The organism is Pseudomonas sp. NFACC04-2 (assembly GCF_900119265.1).
GTDB classification, from domain to species: Bacteria; Pseudomonadota; Gammaproteobacteria; order Pseudomonadales; family Pseudomonadaceae; genus Aquipseudomonas; species Aquipseudomonas fluorescens_AA.
On record NZ_FPJC01000009.1, the window covers coordinates 111700 to 126993 of the forward strand.

Genomic DNA, 15294 nt, shown 5'->3' on the forward strand with positions numbered 1-15294 from the left:
ATGTGACTGACCTAGCGCTATCGCGAGCAAGCTCGCTCCCACAGGGGATTTGTGTCCACTGAAGGTCAAGTGTGAGAGCAAGCCAGCTCCCACATTTTGTCCCATACACCCCGCCAAAACGGCTAACCCAGCTGCGTCTCGACCCGATCCCGCCCGGCCTGCTTGGCCGCGTACACACCCGAGTCGGCCCTGAGCAGCAACGCATCGGCGCCCTCCCCGGCGCGCCAGGTGGCGATGCCGAAACTGGCGGTGACCACTCCCACATCCTCGATGGGCGCAGCTCGCAAGCCTCCCCACAGTTCCAGGGCCAGGGAATAGGCGCTGTCGCTGTCAGTGTCCGGGCACAGCACCACGAACTCTTCCCCGCCCAACCGGCAGAACACATCGGTGCGGCGCAACCGTTGGGCGATGCGCTGGCAGACCGCCTGCAACACCCGGTCGCCCATCGCATGGCCATGTTGGTCATTGATGCGCTTGAAGTGGTCGATGTCGAGCATGATGACCGCCAGCCCACCGGAACCGCGCTCGACCCGGGCCATCTCCGAGGTCAGGCGCTCCTGGAAATAGCGGCGATTGCGAATGCCTGTCAGGGCGTCGGTCACGGACAAGGCCCGCAGCTCTTCTTCCACGCGCTTGAGGTCGGAAATATCCGAGATATAGCCGTGCCACAACACCCCGCCGCCAGGCAACTCCTCGGGCGTGGCCTCGCCGCGCACCCAACGCAGGCCGCGCAAAGGCAGTTGCACCCGGTACTCTTCACGCCATGGGCTCAAGGTGTGGGCCGAAGCACGGATCGAAGCGCGGACGCGCGTACTGTCCAAGGGGTGAATACGTGAGAAAATCGCCTCGGCGTTCTGCACCAGTACATCGGGTTCCAACTCATAGATGTCGCGGATGCCGTCGCTGGCATAGATCACGCTGAAGCGACCATTGAAGTCCATCTTGAACTGGTAGATCCCCCCGGGCACATGAGCGCTGAGCTTTTTCAACAATAGGTCACGGGCCGCCAGCGCCTCGTGGACGCGTTTGCGTTCGGTGACGTCGATGCAGATTGCCAGGTGCCCGACCCACAGCCCCTGCTCATCGAGCATGGGTGTGGCGAGCATGTTCACGGTCAGGTGGCTGCCATCGCGGCGTACCAGGGTCCATTCCCGCGCCTGTTGCCCACCCTGTTCACCGCCATCGAGCAGCATCGCATGGCAGGTGGGAATCGGTTTGCCAAAACGCGCGCCGAGCTGGGCGGCCCGGGCCTGGAGCTCCCGCGGCACATGCAAGCTTTCCAGGGTCATGCTTTGCAGCACCTCGCAACTCGGATAGCCGAGCATCTGTTCGGCGCCGACGTTGAAGGTGGTAATAACCCCGCGCAGGTCAGTGGCGATGATCGCCACCTGGGTCGCGGCGTCCAGCACGCCGCGCAATTGGCCATGAGTACCGCGCAACTCCTGCTCCCGGGCGCGCAGTTCACGGGTACGTTGCTCGACCAGTTTCAAGGCCCGCTGCCGTTGGCTGACCAGCACATAGAGCAAGGCGCTGAGCAGCAGGCTGAGCAACCCGCCGAGTACCACCGTACCCATGACCGAAGAGCGATTGGTCGACAGGAACATCCGGCTGGGCCGCAACTCCACCCGGTAGTCGCGATCGGCCAGGCGTAACAGGCGGGTCGCCGACAAATCACTGTCACCCGGCGCGTCGAGGGAATCGAACAGCACTTCCCCCCGGTCGTCCGTGGACTGGTCAAGAACACGCATCGATAGATTGTCATGACCTGCGGCCGGCAAGCCATCGCCCACCAGCTGACGCATATTGATACCCGCCACCACGTACCCGAACGGTTCCTTGGCCGACGCTCGGGTGACCGGTGCCACCAGCAACACGCCACGGGCGAAGTCCGGTCCGACACCCATCAGGTCCAACGGCTGCGAGACCACCACCGTGCCAAGCAAACGCGCGCGCTCAAGCGCGGCCCGACGTAATGGATGGGAAAGCAGATCGAACCCCAGGGGGGACATTGAGAGCGGCTGGCTCTGGAGGTACAACACCGGCACATACTCGTCCCGCTCGGCGGCACGCCGCAGGCCGCCGCTATCGTCGACCTCGCGGATGGCAAAGGCGTCGTCCCCCCGGCCTCGCGTCTCTTGTTCGAAGGATTGTCGCAGGTGCCCAGCTATCCGTGGCGCCCAGGCGAAGGCCAGGGTGCGCCGCAACAGCGGTTCGACGTAGCCGTGAAATTCTGCGTTGGATACCCCTGCCGAATTGACAAAGAACCGCCGCAAGCCATCGAGACGTTCTTCCTCGTCCTGGAATCGCTCTTCGATGCGGCTGAAGCGCTCCTCGGCTTGCAACTCGAAGCGCTGGCGCAATTGCTGATTGAACAGGTTCGTCATCGCCCAGCTCAGCAAGCCGGTCAGGAAGGCGCCGGCCAGCAGCACCAGCAAAGCCACCAGCCAGGCCGACACATCTTCGCTGATAAAGCCCAGGATCCTGGGGCGCACCTGATGCAAAGCCATAAACGCAACTCAGAATGGAGCCAGGCATAGGCACAGCCCTGGACACAGCCTAAGTTATAGCTATTAGCCATCATTTTAGCCAGTCCCAAATGCGGCTGGAAGCCTTGAAGTACAAGGCTTCATGGATCCAATCAGAATTCGATCAACGTGCCATGATCTTCCAGGCGCGGTGGATCTTGCCGTTGCGGGCAAAATCCGGATCAATGGTCTTGGCGGTGATCTCTTCCACCGCGTAGCGCTCGCCGAGATTGTCCTCGAGCTGGAACTTGCGGAAGTTGTTGGAGAAATACAGCACACCGCCCGGGGCCAAGCGTGCCATGGCCAGGTCCAGCAACTGGACGTGGTCGCGCTGCACATCGAACACGCCTTCCATGCGCTTGGAGTTGGAGAAGGTCGGCGGGTCGATGAAGATCATGTCGTACTCGTCACGACTGGCTTCCAGCCAGGCCATCACGTCGCCCTGCTCCAGGCGGTTCTTGTCGGAAAAACCATTGAGCGAGAGGTTGCGCCGCGCCCAGTCCAGATAGGTTTTCGACAGGTCGACACTGGTGGTGCTCCGAGCACCACCCTTGGCAGCGTGGACGCTGGCGGTCGCGGTGTAGCAGAACAGGTTGAGGAAGCGCTTGCCGGCTGCTTCTTTCTGGATCCGCAGGCGCATCGGCCGATGATCCAGAAACAGCCCGGTGTCCAGGTAGTCGGTGAGGTTGACCAGCAGCTTCACCCCGCCTTCGTTGACCTCGGTGAACTTGCCCTGAGCGCTCTGGCGCTCGTACTGCTTGGTGCCGCTCTGACGTTCGCGGCGCTTGATCACCACACGGTTCTTGTCGACGTTCAGTGCCTGGGGAATGGCCGCCAGGGCGTCGAACAAGCGGGCGGAGGCCTTTTCCGGATCGATGGACTTGGGCGCGACGTATTCCTGGACATGAACCCAGTCGTGGTACAGGTCGATGGCCATGGAATATTCCGGCATGTCGGCATCGTAGACCCGGTAGCAGTCCACACCTTCACGCTTGGCCCATTTACTCAGCAACTTGAGGTTCTTTTGCAGGCGATTGGCGAACATCTGCCCGCCTTCGCTCAACCGCGCCTGCTCGACCACAGGGGCCGGTGCCGGAGCCGGTTTGATCGGGTTGCCGTTCTTGTTGTACTGGCGCTCTTGCGGGACTTCAGGGGCCTGATCGTAGGCGGCCTGTTCGCGCTCGGCCTGGCGTTGCTCTGGAGTGCGACGCTCGCCGGTGACGAACTGATCCGGCAGGACCTTGATCAGCAGCAGCTTGCACGGCAAGGCGCCGTTCCAGAACGAATACTGCTTGTGGCTGCGAATCCCCATGCGCTTGCCCAGGTCCGGCGCGCCGGTGAACACCGCCGCCTCCCAGTTCAGGCAGGCCTGGCGCAGGCGCTCGCCGAGGTTCTGATAGAGGTAGAGCAGGCTGGCTTCATCGCCCAGGCGTTCGCCGTACGGCGGGTTGCAGATCACCAGGCCTTTCTGGTTCTGGTCCGGACGCGGTTCGAAGGTGGCGACTTCGCCTTGATAGATCTTGATCCACTCGCTCAGGCCCGCACGCTCGACGTTGTTGCGGCCCGGCTGAATCAGCCGTGGGTCGGCTTCGTAACCGCGTATCCACAACGGCGGCTTGGCCAGGCCGGCGGCGGCGCGGGCGGTGGCTTCTTCGTGGAGTTTCTTCCACAACGCCGGCACATGGCCGAGCCAGGCGGTGAAGCCCCACTGCTGGCGACGCAGGTTCGGCGCCATGTCGGCGGCGATCATGCCCGCTTCCACCAGGAACGTGCCGACACCGCACATCGGGTCGGCCAGCGCGCCGCCTTCAGCGGCAATGCGCGGCCAACCGGCGCGGATCAGGATCGCGGCGGCGAGGTTTTCCTTCAGCGGTGCGGCGCCTTGCTGCAGGCGATAACCGCGTTGGTGCAGGCTGTGGCCGGAAAGATCGAGGGAGAGGATCGCTTCGCCGCGGTCCAGGCGCAGGTGGATGCGCAGGTCCGGGTTGAGCTTGTCGATGGACGGCCGCTCGCCCGTCGGGGTGCGCAGCTTGTCGACGATGGCGTCCTTGACCTTCAAGGCGCCGAAGTGAGTGTTGTCGATGCCCGAGCCATGGCCGCTGAACTCCACCGCCAGGGTGCCATCGGCCAGCATATGGTCTTGCCAGTCGACATCCAGCACACCGTGGTACAGGTCTTCGGCGTCCTTCATCGGGAAGCGCTTGAGCACCAGCAACACGCGGTTGGCCAAGCGCGACCACAGGCACAGGCGATAGGCCGTTTCCATGTCGGCCATGCCGCGCACGGCCGAGGTGTGCTCGCGCGCCTCTTCAAGGCCAAGCCCGACGGCTTCCTCGATCAGCAGGCCTTCGAGGCCCTTGGGGCAGGTGAGGAAGAGTTCGAAACGATCGGACATGGGATTTCCAGAGCCTTTGGCTAAGTGGACCGGGCAACGCATTGCCAGGCCGGGTTCAGTCAGGTGCTTTTCTCAAGAGCACCCGCGTGGCACGAAAGTGTGCCGTGCCGCCCTCGCCGCTCAGGTTAAAAGAGCTTTGATGCGAAGGGAGGTAAAAAATTCTGTGCAACAAATTGTGAAAACTCGACCCTTTCGTCGAATAGTACCCGAGTGCAACGGGAGGACATTCTCATTCAAGGAACGCCAGTCCCCTTTGGCGCAGGGCCGATCATACAGGGGTCTTGCTCAAAAGCGGTCAACGAACATGAAGTTACTTATCGCCCTAACATCTTTATTGTTACGTGCTTATGACAAAACGATCATTCCATCCATGTGACGCTTTAGTTAGAACTCAACACAGGTTGACGTCGCAACGGCGTCAACACCTCGGCTCGTCACGCCGGCAACGAGCCACCAACGGCAGAATGATTCTGCCCCGGCCTCGATAGAGGTCGACGCTAAGTAACAGTCAACAAGTGAGGGCAACACCCTATGAGAAGACTTAAGCGTGATCCGTTGGAAAGAGCATTTTTACGTGGTTACCAATATGGCGTTGGTGGTAAATCCCGTGAGCTTTGCCCCTTTACTCTACCGTCGGTACGTCAAGCCTGGATCAATGGCTGGCGAGAAGGACGCGGCGACAACTGGGACGGTATGACCGGCACTGCGGGTATCCACAGACTCAACGAACTTCACGCCGTCGGCTGACACAGGGCTTAATACTCAAGAACTCGACAATTTGACACCCATATCGATTTAACCACGCACGTCCCATCCGGACGGCGGGCTACGGCCCAGGGGGCTCCTTCGAGGAGCCCTTTTTAATGCCTGGGGTTTGGTGAATATCGGGGGGTGATTAGCGCAGGACTCAAGCTGCAAACATTCTTGTGGCGAGGGGGTACTGCACTCCCCCTTACAGGCGCGGCTGATCAACCCAACGCCGCAATGGCATCCACCGACTCACGGATCAGCGCCGGCCCTTTGTAGATAAACCCCGAATAGATCTGCACCAGGCTCGCCCCGGCGGTGATCTTCTCGGCGGCATGCTTGCCTTCGGTAATCCCGCCCGCCGCGATGATCGGCAAGCGCCCCGCCAATTCAGCGGCCAGCACCTTCACGGTGTGGGTGCTCTTGTCACGCACTGGCGCCCCAGACAAACCACCCGCCTCGTCACCGTGCTCCAGCCCTTCGACACCTTCGCGCCCCAAGGTCGTGTTGGTGGCGATCACCGCGTCCATGCCCGTCTCGATCAGGGCCTGGGCTACCTGGGTGGTCTCCTCGTCGGTCATGTCCGGGGCGATCTTGATCGCCAGTGGCACATGCCGGCCGTGGATCAATGTCAGTTCCGCGCGCCGCCGGGCCAGGTCGGCCAGCAGTTGCTTGAGGGAATCACCAAATTGCAGGCTGCGCAGCCCCGGAGTGTTGGGGGAGCTGACGTTGACGGTCACATAGCTGGCGTGGGCATAGACCTTGTCCAGGCAGATCAGGTAGTCGTCGACGGCCCGCTCCACCGGCGTGTCGAAGTTCTTGCCGATGTTGATGCCCAGCACGCCCTTGTATTTGGCAGCGGCCACACGGGCCAGCAGATGGTCGACGCCCAGGTTGTTGAACCCCATGCGGTTGATGATCGCCTCGGCTTGCGGCAGGCGAAAGATCCGTGGCTTGGGGTTGCCCGGCTGTGGTCGTGGGGTAACGGTGCCTATTTCGACGAAACCGAAACCCAACTGGGCGAACCCGTCGATAGCCGCGCCATTCTTGTCCAGACCCGCCGCCAACCCGACCGGGTTGGGAAATTCCAGGCCCATGACCGTCACCGGCAATTTCGCCGGCGCCTTGCACAGCAAACCGTTGAGGCCCAAACGTCCGCCCGCGCCGATCAGGTCCAGGGACAGATCGTGGGAGGTTTCCGGGGAAAGTTTGAACAATAGCTGACGGGCCAGGGTGTACATGGGTGGGTTTGACTCTGGGCGATAAAAAGTGACGCGATTATACCGAGCAGGAGCGTCAGCGGCGAGAAGCGCTTTGATTGCGCCCCCATCTTTGCGCCGACACACCGCGCCCCTTTGTCTTGGGGCGTTATTTGATAGTTGCAAGCGCCAAAAGCCTGCAAAAGAGCGATGCAGCTGCAATGGCAGCTACCCAGTAGCCCTTCGTCACGCAGGATCAACAATGGAAATCCCGTCCTCAGCTCTTGCCAGCGTCGACTTTCACCGCGGCGATAGTGTTGCGCTGCAGCACCGAAAGCCCTTCGTTGGCCTGTTGCCAATCCAGCCCTTCCAGCAGGTTCGGCTGACGACAACCCGCCAGCGCCAGGCACAACAGCAGTCCCCACAGACCTGGCTTCAAGCACGCAACAAGGTTCCTGCCGGGCTCACCCCTTTGCGCACCAGCACGTTGAGCAGATTGATCCCCACGTTGTACTGCCTGGTCAACTCCTGCAGGGGGGCCAGCCTGCAGGGTGAGTGACGTCCGGCCGTTGCATCAACTCATTGATCGTCGAGACCCCTTGCCCGCTGTTGACGGCGGAACCGGAAAGAGAACGGGTCAGCGAGCCGCCTGGATGATCGCCATGTCGATATCCTTGAAACCCTTGATCGTGTTGGTCTGGGCGTTGCGCAATACCGTGTAGGAGGAAAGCGCGCTCTGGTAGGCCGCCAGTTTTCCGGGGTCCGAGGCATCCGTCTTGAGGTCCACCAGCGCTTGGTCCAAGGCTTCTTTCAGGCCTTGGGCGCCAGGCTCCAAGGCAGCGGCTTGTTTGCCGAGAAAGTCATCGGGGGTTGAGGGAAACATGATCGGGATACCAGGCATTCGTTATTCACTCTGCATGTAGGAGAAAATGCCAGGACGAAACGCTCGTCTTGACGTAGCCCTTCGGGCCGGTTTGGAACGACGTGCCCTTGAGCCCGTCGTCCCTGAGCTCGACAGTGAAATGCACGTAGCGGCCACCCCACTGTCGGTAAAAATCGTCAACGCACTGGCGGGCGGCAGCCAGTTCGGCATCCTGCAGATCGCCCGCGACGGCGAACGTGACACTATTCCCATACTCGACCCGACGGAAGGCCAGTGAAAGACGCTGCAAGCCACTCAGGGCCAGATCGGCGAGCAGCGCGTGCACTTGCAGCACGACGTCGCGGGCATACGGCGCCGCCGCGAGCAAGGTCTCGATCAGCCTGGCCTGCTGGTCCGGCGTGAGCAGATTGCGTTGCGCGCTGAGCAGCAACCGCGGCACCGACGATGAACAGGGGTCAGACCTTCGCCGAGGGAGGCCTCGCAGCCCTGCAAGGGAGCATTGAGTATCCGCAGGACACAGGGCTGTGGCGTGGGGGCTGTCAGGACTGTCACCGTCCAAGCTCCAGAGCAGTGAAATGAGCGGACATGATAGAAGGGCCGGCCGCCGGCTTCCTGATCGGATTCTGCCGATAGCGTGCGACAAACGATCAGAATCCTGCGCCGCCTGGTCATGGCGCGATCATCGTCGGGCCTGGGTAACACAGATAGCTGCTGTTGATCTGCATCTGTCGCGGATCCACACCGGCTGTTCATGAATGCGCACCCGCAAGATCTGCGCCCGGACACAACCCGGATCATGCTCCAGACACTGGTCAAGCATTTGCAGCGCCTGCTCGTTGCGTTGCCAGAACCAGTGATGCCAGGCATGAAAATACAGCACGTCCGCCTGATCGGCCGACAACAGGCAGCGCCGGAACAACACTTGGGCCGCCTGCTCGCAGCCGCGCAAACTGGTGAGCAACGCCAGGCGTGTCAACGCCGGGATGCTGCCGGGGTCCAGCGTCAACGCTCTGGAAACCGCCGAATGCGCCTCTTCGATTGCGCGCTCCAGCTCACCCAGGCCCATCATCGCCTGTCCCAGCCACACATCCGCCAAACCACACCAGGGCGGCGCATACCCGGCGTCGAGTTTCAAACACTGCCTGAACAGCACCTGGGCATCGCGCAGGCTTTGCACCGTGTGCTGTTGCACGCTGCACAACCCATTGAGATATGCCACCGCCACCGGATAGGACCCGCAGCGATCACCGACGGGGCGAAGCCCCGGTACGTGCTGGGCAACCAGGCATGTCAACGCACCCAGTGCCTCCCCCGGATCCCAGGCATCCAGCGTCTGACCGTGCAGCAAGGCCTGGTCGCGTCCACGAATCAACTCGATCGACCAGTGCTGCAACCCGCCCGCACCGATAAAACGACCGTTCAAGCAATAATCCGCCGACAACCGCCCGGCCAACGACCTCACCTCGTCCGAAGGCCCGCAGGCCGCGATCAGCCCCGAGGGAATGACATGCAATGCCTCACCGAACGCCGTGGTCAATTGGCGGATCACCTGATCCTGCAGATCCAGCGCCGCAATCTCGTCCAGATTGCGAAACGGTAAAACCGCCAGCGAAGGCGCCACCGCCCTCGCCTCGCTTGGCACCTCGAGCTCAACCACGGAGCCGGTGAACCGATATCCCTGGCCGTAAACCGTCGCAATGTAGCCCTTGTTCTCCTTGAACAACTTGCGCAATGCGTAGATACAACGGGTTAACGACTCCTGCGCCGCATCCATACGGGGCCAGACCCGGTCCAGCAAAAAATCCTTACTGACAACCGTACCCGCCGACATCAACAACAGACGCAGTACGCGCAGCTCTTTGGGCGGAACATGAACGCCCAGTCCATCTCGCATCAGCGTTCCATCGCTTTGCAATAACCAGTGGTCAAAAACGAATGACTTGCCCGGCGTTCGATCAGTTGTACTGTCCATACTCTGAGACTTCTCTATAGAAAGTTACTGAAGCGCGATCGAGCCTGTGGTGTGACAGGCTCGGGATGACGAGCGGCTTGACTATAGGAAGATGCGTAGGAGGATTCCGTAGGGCGTTGAACGTTATTGGCGTAGGAAACCGCGACGAGAACCGTAAGACAGCCCTCAATAAAATCAAGATGTAATCTTTCCTGAAAAAAAATCTGGCAGGCGCGCAACAGTACACGCCATGCCAGATTAAATATTGCAGCCGTTGCTCGACCTTAGAAGTTCAACATCGCCCCTTGATGGAAAGGTGATGAGGGCCGGGCTGGCATATGCCTTGCACCATTACTGTTCATCGGCGCCCATGTCGACATCCAAATGAGTGCCAGACTGATTAAAGGGACAACGGCGGCATCTGCTGTCCCGCTCTGGCAATTGGCTCGGACACGGCGCTTTTTTATGTGCAAAGGTGAAGCGCGATGAATGAAGTTCCAGCCAACCCCCTGGCCTGGGTCAACGGCAGCGATGCCCCGGAAAAGAGCGCGGTCAACCTCGGTTTCATGGCCTTGAGCGACTGTGCCCCGGTGGTGGTCGCCGCCACTCAGGGCTTCGCCCAACCCTACGGCCTGACCCTGAACCTCAAGCGCCAGGCATCCTGGGCCAACCTGCGGGACAAACTGGTCAGCGGTGAAATCGATGCCGCCCACAGCCTGTATGGCCTGGTCTATGCCGTGCACCTGGGCATCGGCGGGGTCGCAGCGACCGACATGGCGGTGCTGATGGGGCTGAACCAGAACGGCCAGAGCATCAACCTGTCCCATGGCTTGCAGGCCCAGGGCGTGACCAGTCCTGAAGCACTGGAACGACACGTGCACCAAACTCGCCCGAAACTGACCTTCGCCCAGACCTTCCCCACCGGCACCCACGCCATGTGGCTCTATTACTGGCTCGCCGCCCAGGGCATCCACCCCTTGTCGGACGTCGACAGTGTGGTGGTGCCGCCGCCACAGATGATTGCGCACCTGCAAGCCGGGCGCATCGACGGGTTTTGTGTCGGCGAACCGTGGTGTGCCAGCGCAGTGAAGCAGAACCTCGGCTTTACCCTGGCGACCACCCAGACCATCTGGCCCGACCACCCGGAAAAAGTCCTGGGCTGCACCCGGGCGTTCGTCGAGCAATACCCCAATACCGCCCGGGCCTTGGTGATGGCGATCCTCGAAGCCAGCCGCTTCATCGAACAAAGCAGCGAAAACCGTCGCAGCACCGCGCAACTGTTGAGTGCACCCGAATACCTCGACGCCCCGCTGGACTGCATCGAGCCGCGTCTGCTGGGGATCTATGCCGATGGCTTGGGCAACAGTTGGCAGGATCCCCACGCCATGCGCTTTCATGGCGGCGGCGAAGTGAACCTGCCGTACCTGTCCGATGGCATGTGGTTCATGACCCAGTTCCGTCGCTGGGGCCTGCTGCGCGAAGACCCGGATTACCTGGCCGTGGCCCGGGACGTCCAGCAGCTCAAGTTGTACCGTGAAGCCTGTGCGGCGCTGGATATAGCGCCCCCTGGCCAGGACATGCGCAGCAGCCAACTGATCGACGGCATCACCTGGGACGGCTCGGACCCGGTCGGGTACGCCCGCAGCTTCAAACTGCACGCCTTGAGCGATGCGGCTCCCCTTCTCGCCAGCCGCTGACAGGAGCCACGACCATGCTGCGTATCCTGCTGATCAACGACACCGCGAAAAAAGTCGGCCGCCTCAAGGCCGCCCTGATTGAAGCCGGCTTCGAAGTGATCGACGAATCCGGCCTGACCATCGACCTGCCGGCGCGCGTCGAAACGGTGCGTCCGGATGTGATCCTGATCGATACCGAGTCACCCGGACGCGATGTGATGGAGCAAGTGGTGCTGGTCAGTCGCGACCAACCACGACCGATCGTCATGTTTACCGACGAGCACGACCCCAATGTGATGCGCCAGGCGATCAAGTCGGGCGTCAGTGCCTACATCGTCGAAGGCATCCACGCCGCGCGCCTGCAACCGATCCTCGACGTGGCCATGGCCCGCTTCGAAAGTGACCAGGCCCTGCGCGCCCAACTCCTGGCCCGGGACCAGCAACTGGCCGAACGCAAGCGCATCGAACTGGCCAAGGGCATGTTGATGAAGATGAAGGACTGCAACGAAGAACAGGCCTACACCTTGATGCGCCGCCAGGCCATGAGCCGCCAACAGAAGCTGATCCAGGTGGCGGAGCAGATCATCGCCATGAACGAGTTGCTCGGCTGAAAACCTTATAGCGCCTGGCCTGGCGCCATCGCGAGCAAGCTCCCACAGGCTCTGCGGCCACTGCGGATCCATTGTGGGAGCGAGCTTGCTCGCGTAGCAATCTAACTTCCAACATCAGTATCGACTGACCCACCGTCATCGCGAGCAAGCTCGCTCCCACAGGTTCAGAGGACACCTCCGATTCCTGCTGTTGGCACAGATCTCGCTTAAGCAACTGCACAGGTAACCAACGGCGGTTGCCCCACCTACGACAAAGACGTCGCACACCCTCCTTGCCTCTCTGGCAATCCGGGTTGCGGCGTTTTTTTGTTTTGGCTCTTCGGAGCCGGTGGTGCGACCACAGGCGGCGCACTGCTCTAAGCACTGACTCATTTTCTCGAGACTTTTACAGCTGAGGTGCGCGATGAATTCAAGCTTCTGGAAATCCGGCCACACCCCGACACTGTTCGCGGCCTTCCTTTATTTCGACCTGAGTTTCATGGTCTGGTACCTGCTCGGCCCACTGGCGGTGCAGATCTCCGCCGACCTGCACCTGACCACCCAACAACGCGGCCTGATGGTGGCGACACCGATCCTGGCCGGTGCCGTGCTGCGCCTGTTCATGGGCCTGCTGGCCGACCGGATTTCACCGAAGACCGCCGGCATGGTGGGCCAGGTGATTGTGATCGGTGCGCTGTTCTGCGCCTGGAAACTGGGCATCCACAGCTACGAACAAGCCCTGCTGCTCGGCTTGTTCCTGGGCGTGGCTGGCGCGTCGTTCGCCGTGGCCCTGCCACTGGCGTCCCAGTGGTATCCGCCACAACATCAGGGCAAGGCCATGGGCATCGCTGGCGCCGGTAACTCGGGCACCGTGCTCGCGGCGTTGATCGCTCCGGTGATGGCGGTGGCCTTCGGCTGGACCAACGTGTTCGGCTTCGCGCTGATCCCCCTGGTGCTGACCCTGGTCCTCTTCGCCTGGCTGGCCAAGAACGCCCCCGAGCGGCCGAAAGCCAAATCCATGGCCGACTACCTCAAGGCTCTGGGCGATCGTGACAGCTGGTGGTTCATGTTCTTCTATAGCGTGACCTTCGGCGGTTTCATCGGCCTGGCCAGCGCACTGCCCGGCTACTTCAATGACCAATACGGCCTGAGCCCCGTCACCGCCGGCTACTACACCGCCGCCTGCGTCTTCGGTGGCAGCCTGATGCGCCCCTTGGGCGGTGCCCTGGCGGACCGTTTCGGCGGCATCCGCACCTTGCTGGGCATGTACACCGTAGCGGCGGTCTGCATCGCGGCGGTGGGCTTCAACCTGCCGAGTTCCTATGCGGCCCTGGCCCTGTTCGTCTGCACCATGCTCGGTTTGGGTGCGGGCAACGGCGCGGTGTTTCAACTGGTGCCACAACGCTTCCGTCGCGAAATCGGCGTGATGACCGGGCTGATCGGCATGGCCGGCGGCATCGGTGGCTTCGCCCTGGCGGCGGGCATGGGCGCGATCAAGCAAAGCACCGGCAGCTATCAACTGGCCCTGTGGTTGTTCGCCAGCCTCGGTGTCCTGGCCTGGTTCGGCCTGCACGGCGTCAAGCGTCGTTGGAGAACCACTTGGGGTTCGGCCGCCGTCACCGCTGCTCGGGTATAACCTGCAACCATGAGCCTGCAATTGAGCTTCGCCGAAGCCAGTGCCATCGGCCCGCGGGAGGAAAACCAGGACGCCCTGCGCCTGGTCACCCCCGCCCCGGCCCTGGCCGCCAGCAAGGGTTACCTGTTCGCCATCGCCGACGGCGTGAGCCAATGCGCCGATGGCGGGCTGGCCGCCCGTTCGACCTTGCAGGCCCTGGCCCTGGACTACTACTCCACGCCGCAAACCTGGGGCGTGGCCCAGGCACTGGATCGGTTGCTACTGGCACAGAATCGCTGGCTGCAGGCCAACGGTGGCGGGCAACCGCTGCTCACCACCGTCAGCGCCTTGGTCCTGCGAGGCCGGCGCTTCACCCTCGCGCATGTCGGCGATTGCCGGGTCTACCGCTGGCACGCCGACCACCTGCAACGGGTCAGCGAGGATCACGTCTGGGAACAGCAGGGCATGCAACATGTGCTCAAGCGGGCCCTGGGCCTGGATCAACACCTGATCCTAGACTTTCTCGACGGTGAGCTGCGCACCGACGAAACCTTCGTATTGCTCAGCGACGGCGTCTGGGCGGTCCTTGGAGACACGGCCATCGCCGGCATCCTGCGCGACCAGCCGAACCTGGACCTGGCCGCGCAGACGCTGGTCAACGCCGCGCACTTGGCCGGCAGCCAGGACAACGCCAGCGCCCTGTTGGTGCGGGTCGATGCGCTGGGCGAAGCGAGCATCGGCGATGCGCTGATCCAATTGCAGCAATGGCCCCTGCCGCCGGCGCTGAAACCGGGCCAGGTCTTCGAGGGCTGGCAGATCGAAAGCCTGCTCGGCCACAGCCAGCAATCGTTGCTCTACCGGGTACACGACGGCCAAGGCCAACCCTGGCTGTTGAAAACCCTGCCCGTGCAACTACGGGACGACAGCCGTGCCGGACAGGCCTTGCTCTCGGAGGAATGGTTTCTCAAGCGGGTCGCCGGGCGGCAGTTTCCCGAGGTCCATGGCGTACCCCAGCGACAGCATTTGTACTACGTGATGCGGGAATATCCGGGGGCGACCCTGGCCGAGCAGTTCAACCAGGGCGGGCCGCTGCCCCTGGCGCAATGGCTGGACCTGGCGCAACGACTGGTGCGGGCGGTGGGCCTGCTGCATCGAAGGCAGATCTACCACCGCGACATCAAGCCGGAAAACCTGCACCTGGGGGACGATGGGGAACTGCGCTTGCTGGACTTTGGGTTGGCGTACTGCCCGGGCCTGTCCGAAGACCAGGCCAACGTGCTGCCCGGCACCCCCAGCTACATCGCCCCGGAAGCCTTCGCCGGCACCGCGCCCACGGCCCAACAGGATTTGTATGCCGTCGGCGTGACCTTGTATTTCCTGCTGACCGGGCACTATCCCTACGGCGAAATCGAAGCTTTCCAACGCCCGCGCTTCGGTGTGCCGGTCAGTGCCAGCCGCTATCGGCCGGACCTGCCCGAATGGCTCGGGCAAAGCCTGGAACGCGCCGTCGCGGCGGACCCGGGCCAGCGCTTTGAAACCGCCGAGGAATGGTTGTTGCTGCTGGAACAGGGCGAGCGCCGCAGCTTGAGCGTAAGGCCCAGGCCATTGCTGGAGCGCGAACCGCTGAAGGTCTGGCGGACGTTGGCGCTGGTGTCGTTGGTGGTGAATGTTGTGCTGCTGTTTTTGGTGTTTCACTCGTCATGACCGTGGCGA

The 15294-nt window shown here is 62.2% G+C and carries 12 protein-coding genes and 1 pseudogene; 5 read left to right on the plus strand and 8 right to left on the minus strand.

Annotated features, from left to right (window positions below; translation table 11 throughout):
- Positions 1-122 precede the first annotated feature (122 nt).
- Complete coding sequence (locus BT125_RS14400; protein ID WP_072407910.1) at positions 123-2507, minus strand: sensor domain-containing diguanylate cyclase; 2385 nt, start codon at positions 2505-2507, stop codon at positions 123-125.
- 142 nt (positions 2508-2649) lie between these two features.
- Positions 2650-4920 carry a bifunctional 23S rRNA (guanine(2069)-N(7))-methyltransferase RlmK/23S rRNA (guanine(2445)-N(2))-methyltransferase RlmL gene (gene rlmKL, locus BT125_RS14405; protein WP_072407912.1) on the minus strand — a complete coding sequence of 757 codons (2271 nt, stop codon included), beginning with the start codon at positions 4918-4920 and terminating at the stop codon, positions 2650-2652.
- Between the two features lie 531 nt (positions 4921-5451).
- On the opposite strand from rlmKL, the gene rmf reads away from it, so the two are divergent.
- A complete protein-coding gene (gene rmf, locus BT125_RS14410) occupies positions 5452-5667 on the plus strand; it encodes a ribosome modulation factor (protein ID WP_003223300.1) in 216 nt (71 codons plus the stop codon).
- Positions 5668-5888: 221 nt separating this feature from the next.
- On the opposite strand, the gene BT125_RS14415 is transcribed toward rmf, so the two are convergent.
- The 6 genes and pseudogenes from BT125_RS14415 to BT125_RS14440 form a co-directional block, all read right to left on the minus strand.
- Positions 5889-6908 carry a quinone-dependent dihydroorotate dehydrogenase gene (locus BT125_RS14415; RefSeq protein WP_072407914.1) on the minus strand — a complete coding sequence of 340 codons (1020 nt, stop codon included), beginning with the start codon at positions 6906-6908 and terminating at the stop codon, positions 5889-5891.
- 238 nt (positions 6909-7146) lie between these two features.
- Positions 7147-7305, minus strand: a pseudogene (locus BT125_RS14420) (EscJ/YscJ/HrcJ family type III secretion inner membrane ring protein); the annotation flags it as partial.
- Positions 7302-7373 (minus strand): hypothetical protein, encoded by a 72-nt coding sequence (locus BT125_RS30045; RefSeq protein WP_371857811.1) that lies wholly within the window; start codon positions 7371-7373, stop codon positions 7302-7304. The gene BT125_RS30045 and the pseudogene BT125_RS14420, both read right to left, overlap by 4 nt.
- Before the next feature lie 130 nt (positions 7374-7503).
- Positions 7504-7749: a type III secretion system needle filament subunit SctF gene (gene sctF, locus BT125_RS14430; protein WP_371857809.1), complete on the minus strand. Its 246-nt coding sequence runs from the start codon at positions 7747-7749 to the stop codon at positions 7504-7506.
- 25 nt (positions 7750-7774) lie between these two features.
- Positions 7775-8179, minus strand: a complete 405-nt coding sequence (locus BT125_RS14435; RefSeq protein WP_315984992.1) for a PrgH/EprH family type III secretion apparatus protein — start codon at positions 8177-8179, stop codon at positions 7775-7777.
- Positions 8180-8428: 249 nt separating this feature from the next.
- On the minus strand, positions 8429-9643 hold the full coding sequence (locus BT125_RS14440) for a winged helix-turn-helix domain-containing protein (RefSeq protein ID WP_256573773.1): 1215 nt from the start codon (positions 9641-9643) through the stop codon (positions 8429-8431).
- Positions 9644-10185: 542 nt separating this feature from the next.
- Here BT125_RS14440 and BT125_RS14445 point away from each other — a divergent pair.
- From BT125_RS14445 to BT125_RS14460, 4 genes are all read left to right on the plus strand, one after another.
- Complete coding sequence (locus BT125_RS14445; protein WP_072407920.1) at positions 10186-11397, plus strand: CmpA/NrtA family ABC transporter substrate-binding protein; 1212 nt, start codon at positions 10186-10188, stop codon at positions 11395-11397.
- A 14-nt stretch (positions 11398-11411) separates the two neighbouring features.
- Positions 11412-11987, plus strand: a complete 576-nt coding sequence (locus BT125_RS14450) for an ANTAR domain-containing response regulator (RefSeq protein WP_060738484.1) — start codon at positions 11412-11414, stop codon at positions 11985-11987.
- A gap of 403 nt (positions 11988-12390) precedes the next feature.
- Complete coding sequence (locus tag BT125_RS14455) at positions 12391-13602, plus strand: nitrate/nitrite transporter (RefSeq protein ID WP_025212688.1); 1212 nt, start codon at positions 12391-12393, stop codon at positions 13600-13602.
- A 9-nt stretch (positions 13603-13611) separates the two neighbouring features.
- Positions 13612-15285 carry a bifunctional protein-serine/threonine kinase/phosphatase gene (locus tag BT125_RS14460; protein WP_072407922.1) on the plus strand — a complete coding sequence of 558 codons (1674 nt, stop codon included), beginning with the start codon at positions 13612-13614 and terminating at the stop codon, positions 15283-15285.
- Positions 15286-15294 lie beyond the last annotated feature (9 nt).

What these genes read in the sequence shown, in the direction of transcription:
- BT125_RS14400 (WP_072407910.1), bottom strand. Translation starts at nt 2,507, where the DNA reads ATGGCTTTGCATCAGGTGCGCCCCAGGATCCTGGGCTTTATCAGCGAA.
- rlmKL (WP_072407912.1), bottom strand. Translation starts at nt 4,920, where the DNA reads ATGTCCGATCGTTTCGAACTCTTCCTCACCTGCCCCAAGGGCCTCGAA.
- rmf (WP_003223300.1), top strand. Translation starts at nt 5,452, where the DNA reads ATGAGAAGACTTAAGCGTGATCCGTTGGAAAGAGCATTTTTACGTGGT.
- BT125_RS14415 (WP_072407914.1), bottom strand. Translation starts at nt 6,908, where the DNA reads ATGTACACCCTGGCCCGTCAGCTATTGTTCAAACTTTCCCCGGAAACC.
- sctF (WP_371857809.1), bottom strand. Translation starts at nt 7,749, where the DNA reads ATGTTTCCCTCAACCCCCGATGACTTTCTCGGCAAACAAGCCGCTGCC.
- BT125_RS14440 (WP_256573773.1), bottom strand. Translation starts at nt 9,643, where the DNA reads ATGCGAGATGGACTGGGCGTTCATGTTCCGCCCAAAGAGCTGCGCGTA.
- BT125_RS14445 (WP_072407920.1), top strand. Translation starts at nt 10,186, where the DNA reads ATGAATGAAGTTCCAGCCAACCCCCTGGCCTGGGTCAACGGCAGCGAT.
- BT125_RS14450 (WP_060738484.1), top strand. Translation starts at nt 11,412, where the DNA reads ATGCTGCGTATCCTGCTGATCAACGACACCGCGAAAAAAGTCGGCCGC.
- BT125_RS14455 (WP_025212688.1), top strand. Translation starts at nt 12,391, where the DNA reads ATGAATTCAAGCTTCTGGAAATCCGGCCACACCCCGACACTGTTCGCG.
- BT125_RS14460 (WP_072407922.1), top strand. Translation starts at nt 13,612, where the DNA reads ATGAGCCTGCAATTGAGCTTCGCCGAAGCCAGTGCCATCGGCCCGCGG.